Genomic DNA, 18,221 nt, shown 5'->3' with positions numbered 1-18,221 from the left:
CGCCACAGATCAGACGGGTAGCCTTGCACCCGTGCCCCGTCTGTCTGAAGTCATCGCCGCGCTGGAGAACCTGTGGCCCGCCGAGCGGGCCGAGTCCTGGGACGCGGTCGGCACCGTCGTGGGCGACCCGGACCAGGAGGTCACGCGCGTCCTGTTCGCCGTCGACCCGGTCCAGGAGATCGTCGACGAGGCGGTGAAGCTGGGCGCCGACCTGCTCGTCACCCACCACCCGCTCTATCTGCGCGGCACGACGACGGTCGCGGCGACGCACTTCAAGGGCCGTGTCGTCCACACTCTGATCAAGAACGACATCGCCCTGCACGTCGCCCACACCAACGCCGACACCGCCGACCCCGGCGTCTCCGACGCCCTCGCGGGCGCCCTGGACCTGCGCGTCACCGGGCCGCTCGTGCCGGACGCCGGCGATCCCGAGGGCCGCCGGGGACTGGGCCGCGTCTGCGCCCTCGACCACCCGCTGACCGTCCGCGAGTTCGCCGCCCGTGCCGCCGAGCGGCTGCCCGCCACCGCGCAGGGCATCCGGGTCGCCGGCGACCCCGAGGCGGTGCTGCACACCGTGGCCGTCAGCGGCGGCTCCGGCGACAGCCTCTTCGACCAGGTACGCGCGGCGGGCGTCGACGCCTTCCTCACGGCGGACCTGCGCCACCACCCCGTCTCCGAGGCCCGCGCCCACAGCCCCCTCGCGCTGCTCGACGCGGCGCACTGGGCCACCGAGTGGCCCTGGTGCGAGCTGGCCGCGAGCCAGCTCGACGAGATCTCCGACCGTCACGGATGGGACCTGCGCGTCCACGTCTCGAAGACGGTCACCGACCCCTGGACCGCCCACGCGGCCTCTGCCACTTCTGACCCACTGGGAGCCCCGAACTGAACGCCGCGCCCGCCGACCAGATCCGACTCCTCGACCTCCAGGACCTCGACGTCCGCCTCCAGCAGCTCGCCCACCGGCGGAGGTCGCTGCCCGAGCACGCCGAGATCGAGTCGCTCACCAAGGACCAGACCCAGCTGCGCGACCTGCTCGTGGCCGCGCAGACCGAGGAGAGCGACACCGCCCGCGAGCAGACCAAGGCCGAGCAGGACGTGGACCAGGTGCGCCAGCGTTCCGCCCGCGACCAGCAGCGCCTGGACTCCGGTGCCGTCACCTCCCCCAAGGACCTGGAGAACCTCCAGCGCGAGATCGCCTCGCTCGCCAAGCGGCAGGGTGATCTGGAGGACGTGGTGCTGGAGGTCATGGAGCGCCGGGAGTCCGCGCAGCAGCGGGTCGCCGAGCTGACCGAGCGGGTCGGATCCGTCCAGTCGAAGATCGACGCCGCGACCGCACGCCGCGACGCCGCGTTCGAGGAGATCGACGCCGAGGTCGCCACGGTCACCAAGGAGCGCGAGGTCATCGCCGGTTCGATCCCCACCGACCTGCTCAAGCTCTACGAGAAGCTGCGCGAGCATCAGGGCGGCGTCGGCGCGGCGAAGCTGTACGCGCGAAGCTGCCAGGGCTGCCGGCAGGAGCTCGCCATCACGGAGCTGAGCGAGATCCGCAAGGCGGCGCCCGACACGGTGATCCGCTGCGAGAACTGCCGCCGCATCCTGGTGCGCACGTCCGAGTCCGGTATCTAGGCCGCTGGGAGCCGTTCCGGTGCGGGAGTTCATCGTCGAGGCCGACGGCGGGTCGCGGGGCAACCCGGGACCCGCGGGCTACGGGGCCGTGGTGAGCGACGCTGCGACGGGCGAGACGCTGCGGGAGGCCGCCGAGTACATCGGCGTCGCCACGAACAACGTCGCCGAGTACCGCGGCCTCCTCGCCGGCCTGCGCGCCGCCCACGAACTGGACCCGGGCGCGACGGTCCACGTCCGGATGGACTCCAAGCTCGTCGTCGAGCAGATGTCGGGCCGCTGGAAGATCAAGCACCCCGACATGAAGCCACTGGCCGCGGACGCGGCCCGGATCTTCCCGCCCGGGCGCGTGACGTACGAGTGGATCCCACGAGAGCGCAACAAGCACGCGGACCGGCTGGCCAACGAGGCGATGGACGCCGGTGCCAGGGGAGAGCAGTGGTCGGCGTCGACTTCGACGGCGGAGCTGGACACCGGAGCCGGAGCCGGAGCCGGAGCCGGGGCTGTCGCCCCGTCCGGCCCGCCGGGTGACGCCGCGGCGGGCGCCGCGAGGGTGCGCGAAGCCCTGGCGACGGGGCGCGCCGCCTCCTTGGGTGGGGCTCCCGTCGGGGACGGTGCTGACGCGGGCTCGGCGAAGGCGGACGATGGTGTTCGTGCCGGCAGGGCGGACGCGGACGCTCGTACCCCCAAGGCGGACGCTGACGCGGGTGCCCCGAAGGCGGGCGCCGACCTTGGCGCGGCCGAGACGGACGCTGACGCTCCCACGGCCGAGGCGGACTCCGACGCCCACGCCCCCGAGGCGGACGCCGACCATCGCGCGGCCAAGACGGGCGCTGACGCTCCCACGGACACGGACACGGACACGGACACGGACACGGATACGGCCACGGACACGGATATGGATACGGCCACGGCCGCGGCCAAGGCGGACGCCGACGCCCGTGCCGCCAAGGCCGTCGCCACCCCCGGCTGGGCTCCCGCCGACATGGGCGCCCCCGCCACCTTCGTGCTGTTGCGGCACGGGGAGACGCCGTTGACGCCGCAGAAGCGGTTCTCCGGCAGTGGTGGTACCGATCCCTCCCTCTCCGACATCGGCCGGGACCAGGCCGAGCGGGCCGCCGCCCTGCTCGCCCGGCGGGGCACGATCCAGGCGATCGTGTCGTCGCCCCTCGCCCGTACCCGGGAGACCGCCGGCATCATCGCCGCCCGGCTCGGCCTCGACGTGAGCGTCGACGACGGGCTGCGCGAGACGGACTTCGGCGCCTGGGAGGGCCTCACCTTCGCCGAGGTGCGCGAGCGCCACCCCGACGACCTGAACGCCTGGCTGGCCTCCCCGGACGCCGAACCCACCGGCGGCGGCGAGAGCTTCGCGGCGACCGCCACCCGGATCGCCGCCACCCGCGACAAGCTGATCGCGGCGTACACGGGACGCACGGTCCTGCTCGTCACGCACGTGACCCCGATCAAGACGCTGGTCCGGCTCGCCCTCGGCGCCCCGCCGGAGTCCCTGTTCCGGATGGAACTGTCGGCGGCGTCCCTGTCGGTCGTCGCGTACTACGCGGACGGCAACGCCAGCCTCCGGCTCCTCAACGACACGTCACACCTGCGCTGAGCGCCGCCGCCTCGCGGGCCAGCGTTTCGACGCGGCCCCAGTCGCGGGCCGTGACCGCGTCCTGCGGAAGCATCCAGCTCCCGCCCACGCACGCGACGTTGGGCAGGGCCAGATAGTCCGGGGCGGAGGCCGGGCCGATGCCGCCCGTGGGGCAGAACCGGGCCTGGGGGAGCGGCCCGGACAGCGACTTCAGGTAGGCCGTACCGCCCGCGGCCTCGGCCGGGAAGAACTTCATCTCCCGCACCCCGCGCTCCAGCAGCGCCACGACCTCGGACGTGGTCGACACCCCCGGCAGGAACGGCACGCCGGAGCCCCGCATCGCCTCCAGCAGCACGTCCGTCCAGCCGGGACTGACCAGGAAGCGGGCGCCCGCGGCCACCACGTCCGTGACCTGCCCGGGGCTGATCACCGTCCCGGCACCCACCACCGCCTCCGGCACCTGCCCCGCGATCTCCCGGATCGCCTCCACGGCCGCCGGCGTCCGCAGCGTCACCTCGATCGCGGGCAGCCCACCGGCGACCAGCGCCCGCGCCAGCGGTACGGCGTCACCGGCATCCTCGATGACGACGACAGGGACGACGGGCGCGAGATCCAGCACGGAGGCGGGCAGGGGTGAGGCCATGGCCGTATCCTGCCGCCGACTCGACAGCATGCGCAAAGCTCATTGCGTATGCTGCAACACTCAGTCCGATGCTGCGATGATGCTCAGTGGACCTCGGTCACGAGCACATCCAGCGACCAGGCCTGCCCCGCCTTCGCAGGGGCCTCCGCCTCCACGACGTACCCGAGGTCCCGCAGCGCCTCCACCAGCTCGGCCGGCCCCTTCGGGGCGGCCCCGGTGGTCAGCAGACTGCGCACGATCCGCCCCTTCGTCGCCTTGTTGAAGTGGCTGACGACCTTCCGGGTCGGCGCGTGCAGCACCCGCACGGACGCCGTCCGACCGGCGACCTCGCCCTTCGGCTTCCACGCGGCGGCGTACGCGGCGGACCGCAGATCCAGCACCAACCCGTCCCCGGCCACCTCGGGAAGCACCGACGCCATCGGCGTACGCCAGTGCGCGCCCAGCGCACCGAGACCCGGCAGCTTGACACCCATCGAGCACCGGTAGGACGGGATCCGGTCCGTCACCCGGACCGCTCCCCACAGCCCGGAGAAGACCAGCAGCGACCGCGCGGCCCGCCGCTTGGCGGAGGCGTCCAGGGAGGCGAGGCCGAGGGCGTCGTACAGCACCCCGGTGTAGATCTCCCCGGCCGGCCGGGCCCCCGCCGTGCGCAGCCCCGCGTTCTTCGCGACCTCGCCCCGCAGCCCCTCGCTCAGCCCGAGCACCTCGCGCGCCTTGTCCTCGTCGCCGGTGCACAGCTCGACCAGCTCGGTGAGGACGGCCTCCCGGGCGGCGGTCAGCCCCGGCAGCGACAGCGCCTCGGGCTTCAGCGGGGCACCGCGGCCGGAGGAGGCCTTGCCTTCGGACGGCGGCAGCAGGACAAGCACGCGTACTCCTTCGATCGAACTCCGCCGACAGGGTACGGGGAGCTCAGACGCGGGCCCGGCCGAGGGCACGGACCAGCCCGTCGGCGTCGTCGGCGTGGAAGCGGACCACCCGTACGTCCCTGCGACGCCCGAAGAACGTGACGTGCGTGACCGGTTCCGTCAGTTCGAGCGTGACGGTGGTCTGGGACCCGACCTCGACGTCGAGTTCGCCGTCGGCCCGCTCGTGCGTCATCCGCAGCTCGCGCCGCACCGAGGAGATCCGCTCCAGCGGAACCCGCAGGTCGACATGGACGTACCGGCGGATCCGCAGCGAGCCGGCGTCCGGATCCAGCACGTGCGGGCGTACGACCGACGAGGCGTGCAGCGCGACGACGATGACGATGCCGTACACGTCCAGGAAGAGAAGCACGGCGTGCGCGGTCGGCCAGTCGCGCAGCAGCACGGACATCGCGACGGTCTCGACGAGACACACGAACCCGAACCCGAACATCATCGCGCCCTGCCCGCGCGCATACCCGAAGGCCCTCCCACTCCTCGTCCCGTCGGTCCGCCGCACCACCCACAGCACGAGACTCACGAGCAGCCGCGCCTCGTGCCGGACCAGCAGGCGCGCGACCCTCATCGCCGCTCCTCGGTGAGGATGCGCAGCGTCCGGCGGATCGCCTCCGCCTGGGCCGGGGCCAGGTCCTCGTAGAAGGCGCGCAGGACACCGCCGCCGTGGTCGAGGTCCCCGATCTCCGGGAACAGCTCCGGCGGAATGCAGTCGGCGAGGGCCCGGGCGGCCTCGGCGACGCGCGGATCGTCCGGCTCCGCGTCGGCGAGCGCGTCGAGCCGGGCATACGCCTCGTTGGCCCGCGCCACGGCTTCGGGCCGGCCGAGCACCGCACCCAGCGACGACATGAGCTGCTGCCGGGCCTCGTCAGGCATGGCCGTCTCCAGGAAGGCGATGATCTCGCGGTCCTTGGCGGCCATGGGCGAGTCCGACAGCTGCGCGGTCCCGGCGAACAACGCGGCCAGCTCGGGCGACACCGGCCCCTCGGCGGGCAGCCCGTCCTCAGCCTCCAGCAACGCCCGCAACCGCCCGCGCCGCTCCCGGACGGCCTCCTCCTGCCGCGCCAGATCCTCGTCCAGCTCCGTCAGCACCTCGACGAGGTCCTTCCCCGCGTCGTCCGCCAGCACGTCCCGCACCTCGGCGAGCCCCAGCCCCAACTCGGTCAGCCGCCGGATCCGCGCCAGCACGACAGCGTGCCGCAGCCCGTACTCCCGATACCCGTTCGCCCGCCGTTCCGGCTCGGGCAGCAGCCCCACATGGTGGTAATGGCGCACGGCCCGCGTGGTGACACCGACGACGTCGGCGAGTTCTCCGATCCGCATGGGACCAGTAGAGACGTTGACGTTGCGGCAAGGTCAAGGACCGGCTCTGGCTTCTGACGGCGGTCGTGATCGTGTGCCACGATCGAGGGAACGGTTCCCGATCTCACGGACGGGTGGTTCGGCGATGTCCCAGTCTGGCGAGCGACCGAAGGAGGGGCGTGACATGACTGCCATGGCCCATGAGCCGCTCACGCAGGAACAGGTCCTGCTGGAGGGCTTTCTCGCCCTGGACACCCCGGAGGGTTTCCGGGCCGAGCTGATCGAGGGGGAGATCGTTGTGACGCCGCCGCCGGACGGGGATCACGAGAAGTACATCAGCCGGATCGTGCGGCAAGTGATCAAGCAGTCCCGGACCGATATGGATTTCTCCGGGAACAAGGGGCTGAAGTTGCGGAGCGGCGACGCCTGCCCCAAGAACCACCTGGTGCCGGACGTCACCTTCGGCCCCATCGAACTCGACCTGTTCGGCGGGGTCGGCTCCTGGATGTCCTGCGAAGGCGTCGCCATGGTGCTGGAGGTGACGTCGACCAAGCCGAAGGCTGATCGCGAGGTAAAGCGCCGTTGCTACGCCCGCGCCGGCATCCCTCTCTACCTGCTCGTCGACCGGGACACCGCTCAGGTCACGCTGTTCAGCGAACCCAAGCAGAACGACTACCGCGAGCATTGCGCCCGCCCCTTCGGCAAGCCGATCACTCTGCCCGAGCCGTTCGCTTTCGAACTGGACACTACGGACCTCCTCTGATCCCCTGTGAGGTGGGGAGGTACCACGGGGTGAGCACACGGGGGCGGATACGCGAGCAGGCCCGCTGGGCGAGGGCGCGACTGGGGCGGGACGGGCCGCCCCTGGATCTCCTCACCGCCCACTTCGATCAGCATGTCTACGCTCCACACGCCCACCAGGAATTCACCATCGGCGTCACGGTCGGCGGGTCGGAGGTCATCGCGTACCGGGGCGGGCTGATCCACTCCTACCCGGGTTCGATCGTCGTGCTGGAGCCGGGCGAGATGCACACCGGCGGTCCGGCCGCCTGCGAGGGCTACGCCTACCAGGCCCTGTACGCCGAGCCCACCCTCCTCACCGACGGCACGCTCGGCGGCACCCCGCACTTCCGCGACCCCGTCCTGCACGACCCCGAACTGGCCACCGCCCTGCGCGCCGCCCACACCGACATCAGCGCCTGCCCCGACCCGCTGGAGGCCGAGTCCCGGCTGCCCTGGCTGCTCACGGCCCTGGCCCGCCGGCACTCCACGGCGCGGGCGAGCGAGGACACCGTGCCCGGCGCCGGCCACATCGCCCGGGCCGTGCGCGACCGCCTCGCGGACGAGCTGCTGGAACCCCCTTCCCTGGCCGACCTCGCCACCGACCTGGGCCTCTCCCGCTACCAGCTGCTGCGCGCCTTCCGCACGACGATGGGCGTACCGCCCTACGCCTGGCTCGCCCAGCACCGCGTGACCAGGGCCCGCGGCCTCCTGGAAACCGGCCTGCGCCCCGCCGAGGTCGCGGGCCTCGTCGGCTTCGCCGACCAGGCGCACCTCACCCGCTGGTTCCGCCGCGTACTGGGCGTGACCCCGGCGGCGTACCGCAACAGCGTTCAAGACGCGGCGGGGTGAGGCGGCCGAGACTCGCCGCATGACTGCACGCGGCTGGTTCCTGTTCTCCCTGATGGGAGTGGTCTGGGGCGTCCCCTACCTGATGATCAAGGTGGCGGTGGAGGACCTGTCCCCGTCCATGGTGGTGTTCACGCGCTGCGCGCTGGGCGCCGCGCTCCTGCTCCCCTTCGCGCTCCGCCAGGGCGGCCTCGGCCGTACCGTCCGGACCCACTGGAAGCCGATGCTGGCCTTCGCCGTCATCGAGATCATCGGCCCCTGGTGGACCCTGACCGACGCCGAACGCCATCTGTCCAGCTCCACCGCCGGACTCCTCATCGCGGGCGTGCCGATCGTCGCCCTCATCCTGGCCCGCTTCTTCGGCGCCGAGGAACGCGTGGGCGCCCGCCGTGTCGCCGGACTCGGCCTCGGTCTCGCGGGCGTCACCGTCCTCACCCTGCCCCACCTCACCGGCGGCGATGCCCGCTCCCTGGCCGAGGTGCTGGTGACGGTCGTCGGCTATGCCACCGCCCCGCTGATAGCCGCCCGGCATCTCAAGGACGTCCCGACCCTCCAACTGATCACCCCCTGCCTCACGCTAGCCGCCGTTGTCTACGCCCCAGCCGCCTACCTGACCCGGCCCGCCGCCATGCCCTCGGCCGAGGTCCTGGCCGCCCTCGCCGGCCTCGGCATCATCTGCACCGCGATCGCGTTCGTGGCCTTCCTGGAGCTGATCAAGGAGATCGGCCCGACCCGGGCCGGCGTGATCACCTACGTCAACCCGGCGGTCGCCGTCGGCGCGGGCGCCCTCTTCCTGGACGAGGAACTGACCCTCGGCATCGGCGTCGCCTTCACCCTGATCCTGGCGGGCTCGGTGCTGGCCACGGCCGCGGCGCCGAAACGGGAGATCCGCCGGGTACCATGGTCGACACGGCAGACGAGCCGGGCGGACGGCCGCGTGGAGTCCCCCTGACGGGGAGCTCCCCGAGGAACGTCCGGGCTCCACAGGGCAGGGTGGTGGCTAACGGCCACCCGGGGTGACCCGCGGGACAGTGCCACAGAAAGCAAACCGCCGAGGGCTCCGGCCCTCGGTAAGGGTGAAACGGTGGTGTAAGAGACCACCAGTGCCTGGGGTGACTCAGGCAGCTAGGTAAACCCCACCCGGAGCAAGGTCAAGAGGGAGCACCTCGGTGCTCCTGCGCGGACGATCGAGGGCTGCCCGCCCGAGTCCGCGGGTAGACCGCACGAGGCCGGTGGCAACGCCGGCCCTAGATGGATGGCCGTCGCCCGGGGCTCCGCGAGGAACCCCGGGAACAGAACCCGGCGTACAGCCCGACTCGTCTGCCGCTTTCGGCGGATTTGCCGTGCTGAAGGCATCTGGGCTGTGCCGGAGGCCCTTACCGGTCCTTCACCCGGTCGGGCCGGCCGTCACGCCTGCCTCAGATGCTGGATGAGGTGCTGGAACGTGGTCCAGGCCCGGGCATCTGTTCCGTCCCCCAGGGAGTAGTGGAGGGCGGGCCGCGCCGTGGGGCCGAGCCGCGCGGGCGTGGGGCCTTGGGGCGGATGCTCGGCGCGGGCCGGGCCGATGCGTTCGGTCTCGTCGTGTCCGAGCGTGAAGGCGACGGGGATCGGCGGGGGTTCCAGGCGTGAGGGGACAGTGAGGTCGCGGCGGGCGGCGCGCAGTGACGTGAGCTGGGTGACGAGGCCGTGCTGGGTGTCGAGTTCGGCCGCGAGGTCCGCGATGATGTCGAGGGCCGGTGTCTCGTCTCCGCCGTAGCCGATGGCGAGGGTGATGTCCTCCTCGATCCCGGCCGGTGTGCGCAGCACGCGGACGGTGGCGAGGGCGGGGCGGTCGGAGTGCCCGACGGCGACGAGCCAGGTGGGCCGGGGCGCGCGGGCGCGGGCCAGGTCGGTCAACTGGCGGGTGGACCAGGGGAGGTTGACGGGTTCGGCGGTGCTCCAGCCTGCGGGCGGTGCGCCGGTGAGGTGCTGGAAGGCGGCTTCCAGGGCGTGGCCGAGGGCGAGGTTCTCTTCGGCCGGCTGGCGGGTGCGCAGGGTGAGAATCAGCTGGCGGTCACCGGTGTCGGGGGTGGGGGTGAAGGCCTCGGCGACCCTGGTGGCGCCTTGCTCGTCGTGTACGGGGATGAAGCTGCCGTCCTTCCAGTGGAGTACGGCCCCGGACAGGCCGTCGTAGTAACCGTGCTCAGGATCCTGGACGACCCAGCGGTTGGGCACGCCGCGCAGAGCCGTGCGGGTGGGCAGGGTGAGGCGTGCGGAGGGCGGGGTGACGATCTGCAGGGCGCGGTCGGCGGTGGCCGCGGTGCGCAGGGCGTCGGAGAGCCAGCTGGTCATGGCGACCAGGGGGCGGTCCTGGATGACCACGGCTGTCGAGTCGGTGAGGACGTCCACGGCGGGGGCGCCGGTGGCCGGGGCTGGGATCGCCGAGACGTCCGTGGTGAGGGGGACGACGTCGGTGGTGGCGGCCTCCGGCGGCCATACCGTCCCGCCCAGCACGGTGGCCAGACGTCCGGCGAAGGAGCCCGCGAGTCGTCCGGCTTCGGCGACGGCGGTCGAGGCACGGGCCTCGGTCCACCACACCGGCCCGTCCTCGACCGCGTGGTCCAGCAGGCGGGTGGTCTCGCCGGGAACGTGGACGAGGATGGGTGCCTCCACCGAGACCAGGGGACGGCCGTCGGGGCCGCAGAGCTGGACGACTGCCCCGTCGGCCGTGGTGTTCACGCCGAGGTCGGGGCCGCCGGCGTAGAGGCCCGCGAGCAGGGTGGGCAGGTCCGGCATCTTGGGGGTGAGCGCGATGACGTCCTTGGTCACGGGCCTTCTTCATCTGCGAGGGCGGTCTGGATGAGCTGGTGGGGGCGTCCGCGGCGGACGAGTGTGCCCCGGCCAGGCGGCTGCCGGGACGCGTACAGGCCGGGGAAGAGCTGGCCTTCGGTGCGCTCGCCGGTCATGACGAGTGCGGTGGTGCCGGTTTCGCGCAGTGTGGTCAGGAGCGGTTCGTAGAGCGCGCGGGAGGCGCCGGCGGTGCGGCGGGCGACGACGAAGTGCAGGCCGATGTCCTGTGCGGAGGAGACGTACGGCAGGAAGGGCGCCAGGGGCTGTTGGCCGGCCGCGGTGAGGATGTCGTAGTCGTCGACCAGGATGACGATGCGGGGCCCGGTGAAGGCGGGCTCGGTGGTCGTCGGAGCGTCGGGGTCCGCCGTCTCCGGCAGGCGCTTCTCCAGCTCTGCGGCGATGCCGGTGGACAGTGCGCCTGCGAGCTTGGCGTTGTGGGCGTAGCCGCCGCGGTAGGGCTCGGGGACCACGCCGCGCAGGCCGCGGCGGGGGTCGTAGACGCCGAAGACGAGTTCCTTGTCGCTGTATCGCCGGACGAGCTGGGTGGCGATCAGCTTCAGCAGGTTCGTCTTGCCGCACTCGTTGTCGCCGAGGACCAGCAGGTGCTGATCGGTGCCGAACAGGTCGAGCAGGACCGGCGCGAGGGTCTCCTGGTCGAGGCCTACGGGGACCGTCGCCGGTTCGGCGACCGGTCCCGGCAGCTTGGCCGAGGACAGACGGGTGGGCAGGACCCGTACGGCTGGGGCGACTTCGCCGTGCCAGGAGGCGCGGATGGTGCGGGCGGCGTGTTCGAGGGCGGGGCCCAGGTCGCCTGCCGTCGGCCGGTTGTCGATGCGGGGCAGAGCGACCTGCGCGAACAGCTTGCCGTCGGTCAGGACGCGACCGGGGGTGCCGGGGGCGAGGGTCTCGGACAGTTTGCGGTCGATGGATGAGTCGGCCGGGTCGTTGAGGCGCAGTTCGATGCGGGTGCCGAACATCGACTGGGTGGCGATGCGGACGTCGTTCCAGCGCAGCAAGCCAGCGACGATGTGGATGCCGTAGCCGCCGCCGCGCTTGAGCAGGTCGGCCACCGCGTCGTCGAGGTCGGCGAACTCATCACGCAGTGCACCGAAACCGTCGATGATCAGTACGACGTCCGTGGCGGCAAGCTCGGGCAGCCGTCCCTTGGATCGCAGGCGGCGCAGTTGGTCGACGGAGTCGATGCCGTGCTCGCGGAACAGCTCCTCGCGTATCGCCAGCATGCCGCGCACCTCGGCGACGGTGCGGGCGGCCCGCTCGTGGTCGGCGCGGGAGGCGATGCCGCCGACGTGCGGCAGACCGGACAGGGCGGACAGGCCGCCGCCTGCCAGGTCGAGGCCGTACACGGCCACTTGGTACGGCGTGTGGGTGAGGGCCAGGGAGAGGGCGAGGGTGCGCAGGAGGGTGGTCTTGCCGGACTGCGGGCCTCCGATGACGGCCGCGTGCCCGCCGGCGACGGTCAGGTCGAGCCGCCACGGCTGCTGCCACTGCCGGGCCGGGTCGTCCAGGACGCCGAGGGGGACGTTCATCGGTCCGCCTGTGTGGGTGAGGCGCACACCGTCTGCGCCGGCGTGGAGGGGGCCTGCGGCCGTGTCGAGGGTGGTGGCGTCGGGCAGTGGGGGCAGCCAGATGCGTCGTACCGGCGGTGCTGTCGCCGCGAGCCGGCCGACCATCACGGACAGGACGGTCGGGCCGGTTTCCCGCCGGGTGGCGACGGGCTCCTCCACCGCCTCGGTCTCTTGAGGGGTGTTGTACGCCGGGTAGGGGCGGACGAGTGGCTCGTCGTCGCGTCGGTCGCGCTGGGCCGGTCCGCTGTAGGGCCCCGAGACGTATCCGGCCTTGAAACGCTCGTAGGTGGAGGTGTCGACCTTGAGGTAGCCGAAGCCCGGCAGCGGCGGGAGGTGGAAGGCGTCGGTGGTGTCGAGGACGGTGCGGGACTCGTCGGCGGAGAAGGTGCGCAGGCCGAGCCGGTAGGAGAGGTAGGTGTCCAGGCCCTTGAGCTTGCCGCCCTCGATGCGCTGGCTCGACAGCAGAAGATGGACGCCGATGGAGCGGCCGATGCGCCCGATGGACAGGAACAGGTCGATGAAGTCCGGCTTGGCCGTGATGAGTTCGCCGAACTCGTCGATGACGACGAACAGGTGGGGGAGGGGTTCCAGGTCGGGGCGGCCGGCGGCGCGCAGGGTGGCGTAGTGGCCGATGTCGGCGAGGTCCCCGGCGTCCTTGAGGACCTGCTGGCGGCGCTTGACCTCACCGGCCACGCTGGAGTGGACGCGTTCGACGAGCCCGGCCTGGTTCTCCAGGTTGGTGATCACGCCTGCCACGTGGGGGAGTTCGGCGAACGGGGCGAAGGTCGCGCCACCCTTGTAGTCGACCAGGACGAGGGCCAGGTCCTCGGGTGAGTGAGTGGCGGCCAGTGCGAGGACGAGGGTGCGCAGCAGCTCGCTCTTGCCGGAGCCGGTGGCGCCCACGCACAGGCCGTGCGGGCCCATGCCGAGCTGCGAGGACTCCTTCAGGTCCAGCAGCACCGGCTCGTGGCGGTCGGTGAGGCCGATGGGGACACGCAGGAAGTCCCGATCGCCGCGGGGTGCCCACAGGCGGCGCAGGTCGAGGTCGGCCGGGTCGTCGATGCCCAGCAGCGCGGGGAAGTCGACCGGGCCGGCGACGGGCGTGCCCTCGGCCGCAGATTCGGCCGACAGGCGCAGCGGGGCGAGCATGCGGGCGACGCCCTCGGCTCCGGCGGTGGTCACCGCGTCGACCGTGCCGTGGCCGGAGGGCGTGTTCGGGGCGCGCAGGTCGTCCATGACGATCCGGTCGCCGTCGACGGTGATGCGCACGCTGACCTGATCGGGCTCGTGCACCTGCTGCTGAAGCAGGTGCAGCACGGTGACACCCATCTCCGGCAGTCCGATCGCCGAGTCGGGGCGGGAGAGTTCACCCGCGGGGGTGCCGTAAGAGTCGCTGATCACGAGCATGCGGGAGGTCAGGCGCAGGGCGTCCTTGGTCCGGCCGGACAGTCCGCGGCGTACCTCGGCCGCGTAGGCGGCGTGCTGCCGCAGGTCGGGGGCGCACAGCCGGGCCAGCTCGGCCAGGTGGGGGGCGATACGACGGGCGGCGACCGGGCCGTCGGACGTCTGTGGATCGAGGATGTGGGGCAGCCACTTGGCCCATGCCCACTCCGGCTCGTCGCTGGTGCCGAGGGCGACGGCGACGTCGTCCGGCGCGTGCGTCACGGCGGTCTGCAGCAGCAGAGCGCGGGCGACCCGGAGGACGCCGTCCCGGTCGCCGATGATGCTGACGTTTCCGGCCCGGTCCAGCGGCACGGTGAGCGGGAAGTCCGTGGCCGTACCGAAGCGGCCCTGAAGGGCGCGGGCCTCGTTCAGCATGAACGGGTCCGGTGGGGTGAGGACACCGCCGGTGCTGTTCTGCGCGATGACCAGCTCATGTGCCGGTACGTCGCCGGTGCCGGCCCGCACCGAGAGGAAGTCGACGTCCTGGCGCCGCCGCTCCCACAGCCTGGCCGGGTTCCGGACGAGGTCGTACAGGGCCTCGGGCGGCGGGTTCAACTCGCGTGCCTTCTGCCGCCGTTCCCGCTCGGCGGTGCCCAACTCCTCGCGCAGTTCCTCCAGGTACTCCAGGTAGCGCTCACGCTGCACGCGCCGGGTGCGCTGTGCCTTGCCGCGCTGCGACAGGAACAGCGCCACCGCTCCGAGCAGGGCGACGACGAGCACGAGCGCGCCGATCGCGGCGAACTGGCTGTTGCGGATGACCGTCATCAGTACGACGGAGCTGACGACACCGGCCATGGGCAGCAGTGCCGTGGCGGCGTTGCCGACCTTGCCCTCCGGGAGGTTCGGGGGCGCCTCGATGGTGCGGGGTGCGGCGGGTTCGAGGGGGCGGGTGCTGCGGGCGGGCCGGTGGATCACCTGCTGGGTCATCGCACCCTCACCGCCCGCCGCATCGCCTCGGCCGCCAGGCGTACGGCCGCGTCCCGGGTGCTTCGGCCGAGCATGGCGGTGTGGATGGGGCCTCCTTGGGCGAGATGACGGTCGTAGGGGAGCGGGACGACGGGCACGCCGGGCTCGCGCAGGTGCGCGGCGGCCGTCTTCGGGTCCATGGTGGTGTCGGGGGAGTTCGCGCTGAGCACGACCACGGTGCCGGCCAGCGCGGAGTGCGGCAACTGGCCCAGCCAGTCGAGGACTTGGCGCGTTCCGTGGATGCCCTCGGCGGTCATCGGGGCGACGACGACTCGTGCGTGGGCGGTGTCCATGGCCGTGCGTGCCACCTCGCCGGGCAGTGTCTCGCAGTCCACCACCGTCACCGCGAAGTACCGGCGCAGGGCGAGCGTCACCGTCCGGTAGGTGCGGATGTCCATGGGGGCACCGACCCGCCCCTGGCTCGCGGGCAGCAGCCAGCCGCCATCGGCCACGGGCACCAGGTAGCCCGTGATGTCCGTGAGCTGCATCGCGGGTGTCAGGATCCGGGCGAGGTCGGCGCAACACCAGCGCACGGTGTCCGCGCCCATCCGTACCGGGAGGGTGCCGAGGGCGGCGTCGGCCTCCAGGGTGAGCACCGGATCGTGCCGGTAGTGGTTGAAGGTACGGCCGAGCAGCGCGGAGACCGTGGACTTGCCGACGCCGCCGCGGATCGAGGTGACGGCGATGACCCGTCCGGTGGTGACGGGCTGCTGCACCTCCTGGGCCAGACGGGTCTGTTCGGCTACCTCCTGGGTGGCGGAGGCGGTGAGACGGCGCAGGGAGGTTCCGGCGCGGCGTGCGGCCGAGTCACCGTGGTGCGGGTTGCCCAGGGCGAGAGCGAGGCGCGGATCGACCGTGGGGAGGGACTCGGGGACCGGCGCAGGGACACGAGGGTCAGGCGTCCGGCGGGGGACCGGAGGTGGTGCGGAGGCAGCCGGGGGTGAGGGCTGCCGCGGTTCGGGAGCAGCCTGGGCTGCGTGCTCCTCGGGCACGGCGGGGGCAACCGGCTCCGGATTGCCGTCGGTGAGCTGGCGCAGCACGTCGCGCTGCCAGTCCCCTCCCCCTGTCATGCCGGTCACCCTGCCCTACGCGAAGGTGCCGAGCAGCCGCCCGTACACCCCGAACACGCCGATCACCAAAGGGAACAGGGTGATCACAGCCACGGACTCCAGCAGGTCACCGGCCCGCCGCAGCCGCACCCGCACATGTTCGGCCGGTTCGACGGCCAGCACCACCAGAGGTACGACAGCGAGGGAGGCGAGCACGGCGACAGGGCCCACAGCCGAGGCATGGTCCCCCCACAGCGCCACGAGGCGCACCGCGACGACGGCCGCCGCCAGGAGCAGCACGACGACCTCGGCGGTGAGCGGAAAGGCACGAGCCCGCAAGGCGAGCACGACCATCACGACGACGCCGAGCGGCACCGTCCACACTGACGCCGTACGCAGGACGAGCACGCCGGCCGCCCCCGCGGAGGCGGCGAGAACCACGGTCGCCAGCACCAGCCCACGGTGGGTGGCCGCGAGTGCCGTACCCACCTGGTACCGGCTCACCGACGCCCCACCCGTGCGCCGGTCGTCCAGCCCGGTCAGCCCTGACGCCATCAGCGCGAGCCGCGGCAGCATCCCGAGGACGACGACGGAGACGACGGCGAGCAGCGCACCCACCCGGGCCTGCTGGGCGGCGGTCCCCGCCCCGCCCTGAAGCCCGAGGGCCGCTTGCCACATCACCAGGCAGCCGACGACAGCCCCGGCACCGATCAGCGCGCCGCGCCCCAACGGCGTGAACCACCCCGCGAGCAACAGCGCCAGCGCCACGCTCGCCGCGACACCGGCCAGCCGCACCGCGCCGTTCCAGCCGTAGGCATCGGCGCAGGTCCAGGTAGACAGGACGGCCAGGACGGCGGCCGTGGCGATCAGGGTGGCGGCGAGTGCCTGCCGCCGGACGCGCCCGAGGAGGACACCGGCCACGGCACATCCCACGGCAATGACGAGAAGCCCCACCCCGACTGCCGACAGGGCGAAGTGCTCTCTAGCCAGGAGCCCAGCGGCGAAGGCCCAGAGGACGGTTGCACACGCGGCGACGACGCGCCGCACCGCAGGCCGCCACCGCCAGACCCGCATGTCGAGATCGCCGGCGACTTCGTCGGTGACGTCATGGACGACAGGCGCGGAAGGGGCATCCTCCACCCGCACGAGCCGCAACACCGCCCCGTCGGCCACACCGGCCGACTCCAGGGTGCTGTCGTGCGCGAGCGCGGACCCGTCCGGGGTGACCAGATGCCGCAACTCGGGCCGGTCGCCCACTCGGTCGTCCAGGAGCCGCATGACCTCCGGCAGCAGGACCCCGACGGGCTCCCGCGAAGGCAGCACGAGGTCGACCCGACGCCGCTCACCGACCAGGGTGATCCGGCTCAGCGCCGTACGGCTGCTGGTCGCCGAACGACTCAAGGACCCCGTGGACATCACGCGTTCGAACCTATCACCGAGAAGAAGAGGCAGACGGGGCGGCAGCGGTGGGGGAGTTCTGACCCGAGGACGGCACGGACGCCCCGTACGGGCTCTTCCCGATGACCTTGTGCGACACGAACGACCAGCCCACACACCCCGCGCACACCACCGCCGCGATCACGACGCCGACGAACAGCTTCCCCAACCTCTCGTCGGTGGAACGCCTCTGGCGCTGGGCGCCGAAGAGCAGAGCGTCCCGAATGCGCCGTCGGCGGACGGACACCGACTCCAGCAACTGGTTGTCGTAGTCCTGAGCTGTCACGGTCTTCGGCCCCCTGTCTCGCGGAGAACGTGGATCACGTCTCGAACTCGCCGACCCATGAACGCCTCAGCAGATGCTTGGGCAAGTACTCGGACTCGACCTCGATCGGGAATTCGTTGTCGTGAGCCATACAGGCCAAGGCGAGAGGACCGAGGGCCACCAGGCCGTCTCCGCTCAGGACACGCGCCTCATCGCCGGCCCAGTACTGCTTGTGCCCGGTGACGGCGTCAACCAGTGCGCTGTTGAACTGCTCGGTTTCCCGTAGCTGGAAGCGATGGAAGAGTTCGAGCGGCGGATAAAGGATCTTCAGTATCATTTCCTTGTCAATGACGCCCTCCCGCTCGGGATCGGTGCCTTTGACCGCCGCCACCAGCTTGTCCCACATCTCCGTCGCTCGACCGGCCCAGTAGCTCTGGAGAGCCTCTACCCAGTCGTAGACGTAGTCATCGAAAACCGCGCCCTCGGGAACAGACTCACGCAGAAACGACACAGGCACCCGCATCAGTCGATCGAGACGGTCGTTCTCGCGGCAGATCGTCGCCAGATAGACCGCCGTGAGCCACGCCCCCGCGTGCGTATAAGGCGTCGGCCCCGTCGCAGGCAGATTCTTCACCTCGCCCGCGCTCCCGATCCGGCACGGTACGGGTCCCTCGGTGGCCGTGGCCGAGTCGAACAGAGCACAGCCGACCTGCATCGCTGTGACCCAGGCCTCCCACGTTTCAAGCTTCGCTGCTTCGGGGTCCGTCAGGCAGTACCACTTCGCCATGGTCAGGGTGCTGCTCAGCGCCCGGTGGCGGGACATCTCCGACCGTTCCATTCGGTCGAGAACCCGACGCGTCCCATTGATGAGCGGCGCCATGGCCTCGGCCGCGTTGTCCGTGCGGAAGCCATGGCGCGGAACGCTCGTGACCACTGAACCC

Annotated in this window: 15 protein-coding genes, 1 other RNA gene and 1 pseudogene; 7 read left to right on the top strand and 10 right to left on the bottom strand. The window is 72.0% G+C overall.

What is annotated here, in order from left to right; all coding sequences use genetic code 11:
- Window positions 1-31 precede the first annotated feature (31 nt).
- Genes CP976_RS13410 through CP976_RS13400 form a run of 3 tightly spaced genes read left to right on the top strand, consistent with a single transcriptional unit; the run spans window position 32 to window position 3,235 of the window.
- Window positions 32-886 carry a Nif3-like dinuclear metal center hexameric protein gene (locus CP976_RS13410; protein ID WP_150480564.1) on the top strand — a complete coding sequence of 285 codons (855 nt, stop codon included), beginning with the start codon at window positions 32-34 and terminating at the stop codon, window positions 884-886.
- Window positions 883-1,626 (top strand): zinc ribbon domain-containing protein, encoded by a 744-nt coding sequence (locus CP976_RS13405; protein WP_150480563.1) that lies wholly within the window; start codon window positions 883-885, stop codon window positions 1,624-1,626. Before CP976_RS13410 ends, CP976_RS13405 begins: the two co-directional genes overlap by 4 nt.
- 19 nt (window positions 1,627-1,645) lie before the next feature.
- Window positions 1,646-3,235 (top strand): bifunctional RNase H/acid phosphatase, encoded by a 1,590-nt coding sequence (locus tag CP976_RS13400; RefSeq protein WP_150480562.1) that lies wholly within the window; start codon window positions 1,646-1,648, stop codon window positions 3,233-3,235.
- Here CP976_RS13400 and CP976_RS13395 read toward each other — a convergent pair.
- The 4 genes from CP976_RS13395 to CP976_RS13380 all read right to left on the bottom strand — a co-directional run bounded on the left by CP976_RS13395 (window position 3,210) and on the right by CP976_RS13380 (window position 6,097).
- On the bottom strand, window positions 3,210-3,857 hold the full coding sequence (locus tag CP976_RS13395) for a bifunctional 4-hydroxy-2-oxoglutarate aldolase/2-dehydro-3-deoxy-phosphogluconate aldolase (protein ID WP_150480561.1): 648 nt from the start codon (window positions 3,855-3,857) through the stop codon (window positions 3,210-3,212). The genes CP976_RS13400 and CP976_RS13395 overlap by 26 nt on opposite strands.
- An 83-nt stretch (window positions 3,858-3,940) precedes the next feature.
- Entirely contained in the window at window positions 3,941-4,723 is a 783-nt protein-coding gene (yaaA, locus tag CP976_RS13390; RefSeq protein ID WP_150480560.1) for a peroxide stress protein YaaA, read from the bottom strand.
- 43 nt (window positions 4,724-4,766) lie between these two features.
- Entirely contained in the window at window positions 4,767-5,345 is a 579-nt protein-coding gene (locus CP976_RS13385; protein WP_150480559.1) for a hypothetical protein, read from the bottom strand.
- On the bottom strand, window positions 5,342-6,097 hold the full coding sequence (locus CP976_RS13380; RefSeq protein ID WP_150480558.1) for a MerR family transcriptional regulator: 756 nt from the start codon (window positions 6,095-6,097) through the stop codon (window positions 5,342-5,344). The genes CP976_RS13385 and CP976_RS13380 overlap by 4 nt, the downstream gene beginning before the upstream one ends.
- Before the next feature lie 163 nt (window positions 6,098-6,260).
- Here CP976_RS13380 and CP976_RS13375 point away from each other — a divergent pair, with 163 nt between their 5' ends.
- The 4 genes and pseudogenes from CP976_RS13375 (at window position 6,261) to rnpB (ending at window position 9,028) form a co-directional block, all read left to right on the top strand.
- Window positions 6,261-6,839 carry a Uma2 family endonuclease gene (locus CP976_RS13375; protein ID WP_190146802.1) on the top strand — a complete coding sequence of 193 codons (579 nt, stop codon included), beginning with the start codon at window positions 6,261-6,263 and terminating at the stop codon, window positions 6,837-6,839.
- Window positions 6,840-6,868: 29 nt separating this feature from the next.
- A complete protein-coding gene (locus tag CP976_RS13370) occupies window positions 6,869-7,708 on the top strand; it encodes a helix-turn-helix domain-containing protein (RefSeq protein WP_229875236.1) in 840 nt (279 codons plus the stop codon).
- Between the two features lie 19 nt (window positions 7,709-7,727).
- A pseudogene (locus CP976_RS44660) lies at window positions 7,728-8,507 on the top strand (DMT family transporter); the annotation flags it as partial.
- A gap of 115 nt (window positions 8,508-8,622) precedes the next feature.
- Window positions 8,623-9,028: RNase P RNA component class A (rnpB, locus tag CP976_RS13360), an RNA gene on the top strand.
- A gap of 84 nt (window positions 9,029-9,112) precedes the next feature.
- On the opposite strand, the gene CP976_RS13355 is transcribed toward rnpB, so the two are convergent.
- The 6 genes from CP976_RS13355 to CP976_RS13330 are packed head-to-tail and all read right to left on the bottom strand — an operon-like array spanning window position 9,113 to window position 18,214.
- Window positions 9,113-10,513, bottom strand: coding sequence for a DUF6177 family protein (locus CP976_RS13355; RefSeq protein WP_150480556.1), 1,401 nt, complete (start codon window positions 10,511-10,513; stop codon window positions 9,113-9,115).
- The gene (gene eccCa / locus CP976_RS13350; protein ID WP_150480555.1) at window positions 10,510-14,490 is read right to left on the bottom strand and encodes a type VII secretion protein EccCa; all 3,981 of its coding nucleotides are present in this window, start codon (window positions 14,488-14,490) and stop codon (window positions 10,510-10,512) included. Before eccCa ends, CP976_RS13355 begins: the two co-directional genes overlap by 4 nt.
- The gene (locus CP976_RS13345) at window positions 14,487-15,599 is read right to left on the bottom strand and encodes a CpaE/TadZ family protein (protein WP_150480554.1); all 1,113 of its coding nucleotides are present in this window, start codon (window positions 15,597-15,599) and stop codon (window positions 14,487-14,489) included. The genes eccCa and CP976_RS13345 overlap by 4 nt, the downstream gene beginning before the upstream one ends.
- Window positions 15,600-15,614: 15 nt before the next feature.
- Window positions 15,615-16,994 carry a type VII secretion integral membrane protein EccD gene (gene eccD / locus CP976_RS13340; protein WP_190146816.1) on the bottom strand — a complete coding sequence of 460 codons (1,380 nt, stop codon included), beginning with the start codon at window positions 16,992-16,994 and terminating at the stop codon, window positions 15,615-15,617.
- Between the two features lie 16 nt (window positions 16,995-17,010).
- Complete coding sequence (locus CP976_RS13335; RefSeq protein WP_150480553.1) at window positions 17,011-17,301, bottom strand: hypothetical protein; 291 nt, start codon at window positions 17,299-17,301, stop codon at window positions 17,011-17,013.
- Between the two features lie 34 nt (window positions 17,302-17,335).
- On the bottom strand, window positions 17,336-18,214 hold the full coding sequence (locus tag CP976_RS13330; protein ID WP_229875240.1) for an immunity 49 family protein: 879 nt from the start codon (window positions 18,212-18,214) through the stop codon (window positions 17,336-17,338).
- Window positions 18,215-18,221 lie beyond the last annotated feature (7 nt).

It is taken from the genome of Streptomyces coeruleorubidus (assembly GCF_008705135.1).
GTDB lineage: Bacteria > Actinomycetota > Actinomycetes > Streptomycetales > Streptomycetaceae > Streptomyces > Streptomyces coeruleofuscus.
The sequence above is the reverse complement of the archived record's forward strand: the minus strand, read 5'-3'. Positions and strand labels throughout refer to the sequence as shown.

Bases quoted from the DNA above. Each gene is read 5' to 3' on its own strand.
- eccD (WP_190146816.1), bottom strand. From the start codon at position 16,994: ATGTCCACGGGGTCCTTGAGTCGTTCGGCGACCAGCAGCCGTACGGCG.
- eccCa (WP_150480555.1), bottom strand. From the start codon at position 14,490: ATGACCCAGCAGGTGATCCACCGGCCCGCCCGCAGCACCCGCCCCCTC.
- CP976_RS13345 (WP_150480554.1), bottom strand. From the start codon at position 15,599: ATGACAGGGGGAGGGGACTGGCAGCGCGACGTGCTGCGCCAGCTCACC.
- CP976_RS13395 (WP_150480561.1), bottom strand. From the start codon at position 3,857: ATGGCCTCACCCCTGCCCGCCTCCGTGCTGGATCTCGCGCCCGTCGTC.
- CP976_RS13375 (WP_190146802.1), top strand. From the start codon at position 6,261: ATGACTGCCATGGCCCATGAGCCGCTCACGCAGGAACAGGTCCTGCTG.
- CP976_RS13385 (WP_150480559.1), bottom strand. From the start codon at position 5,345: ATGAGGGTCGCGCGCCTGCTGGTCCGGCACGAGGCGCGGCTGCTCGTG.
- CP976_RS13380 (WP_150480558.1), bottom strand. From the start codon at position 6,097: ATGCGGATCGGAGAACTCGCCGACGTCGTCGGTGTCACCACGCGGGCC.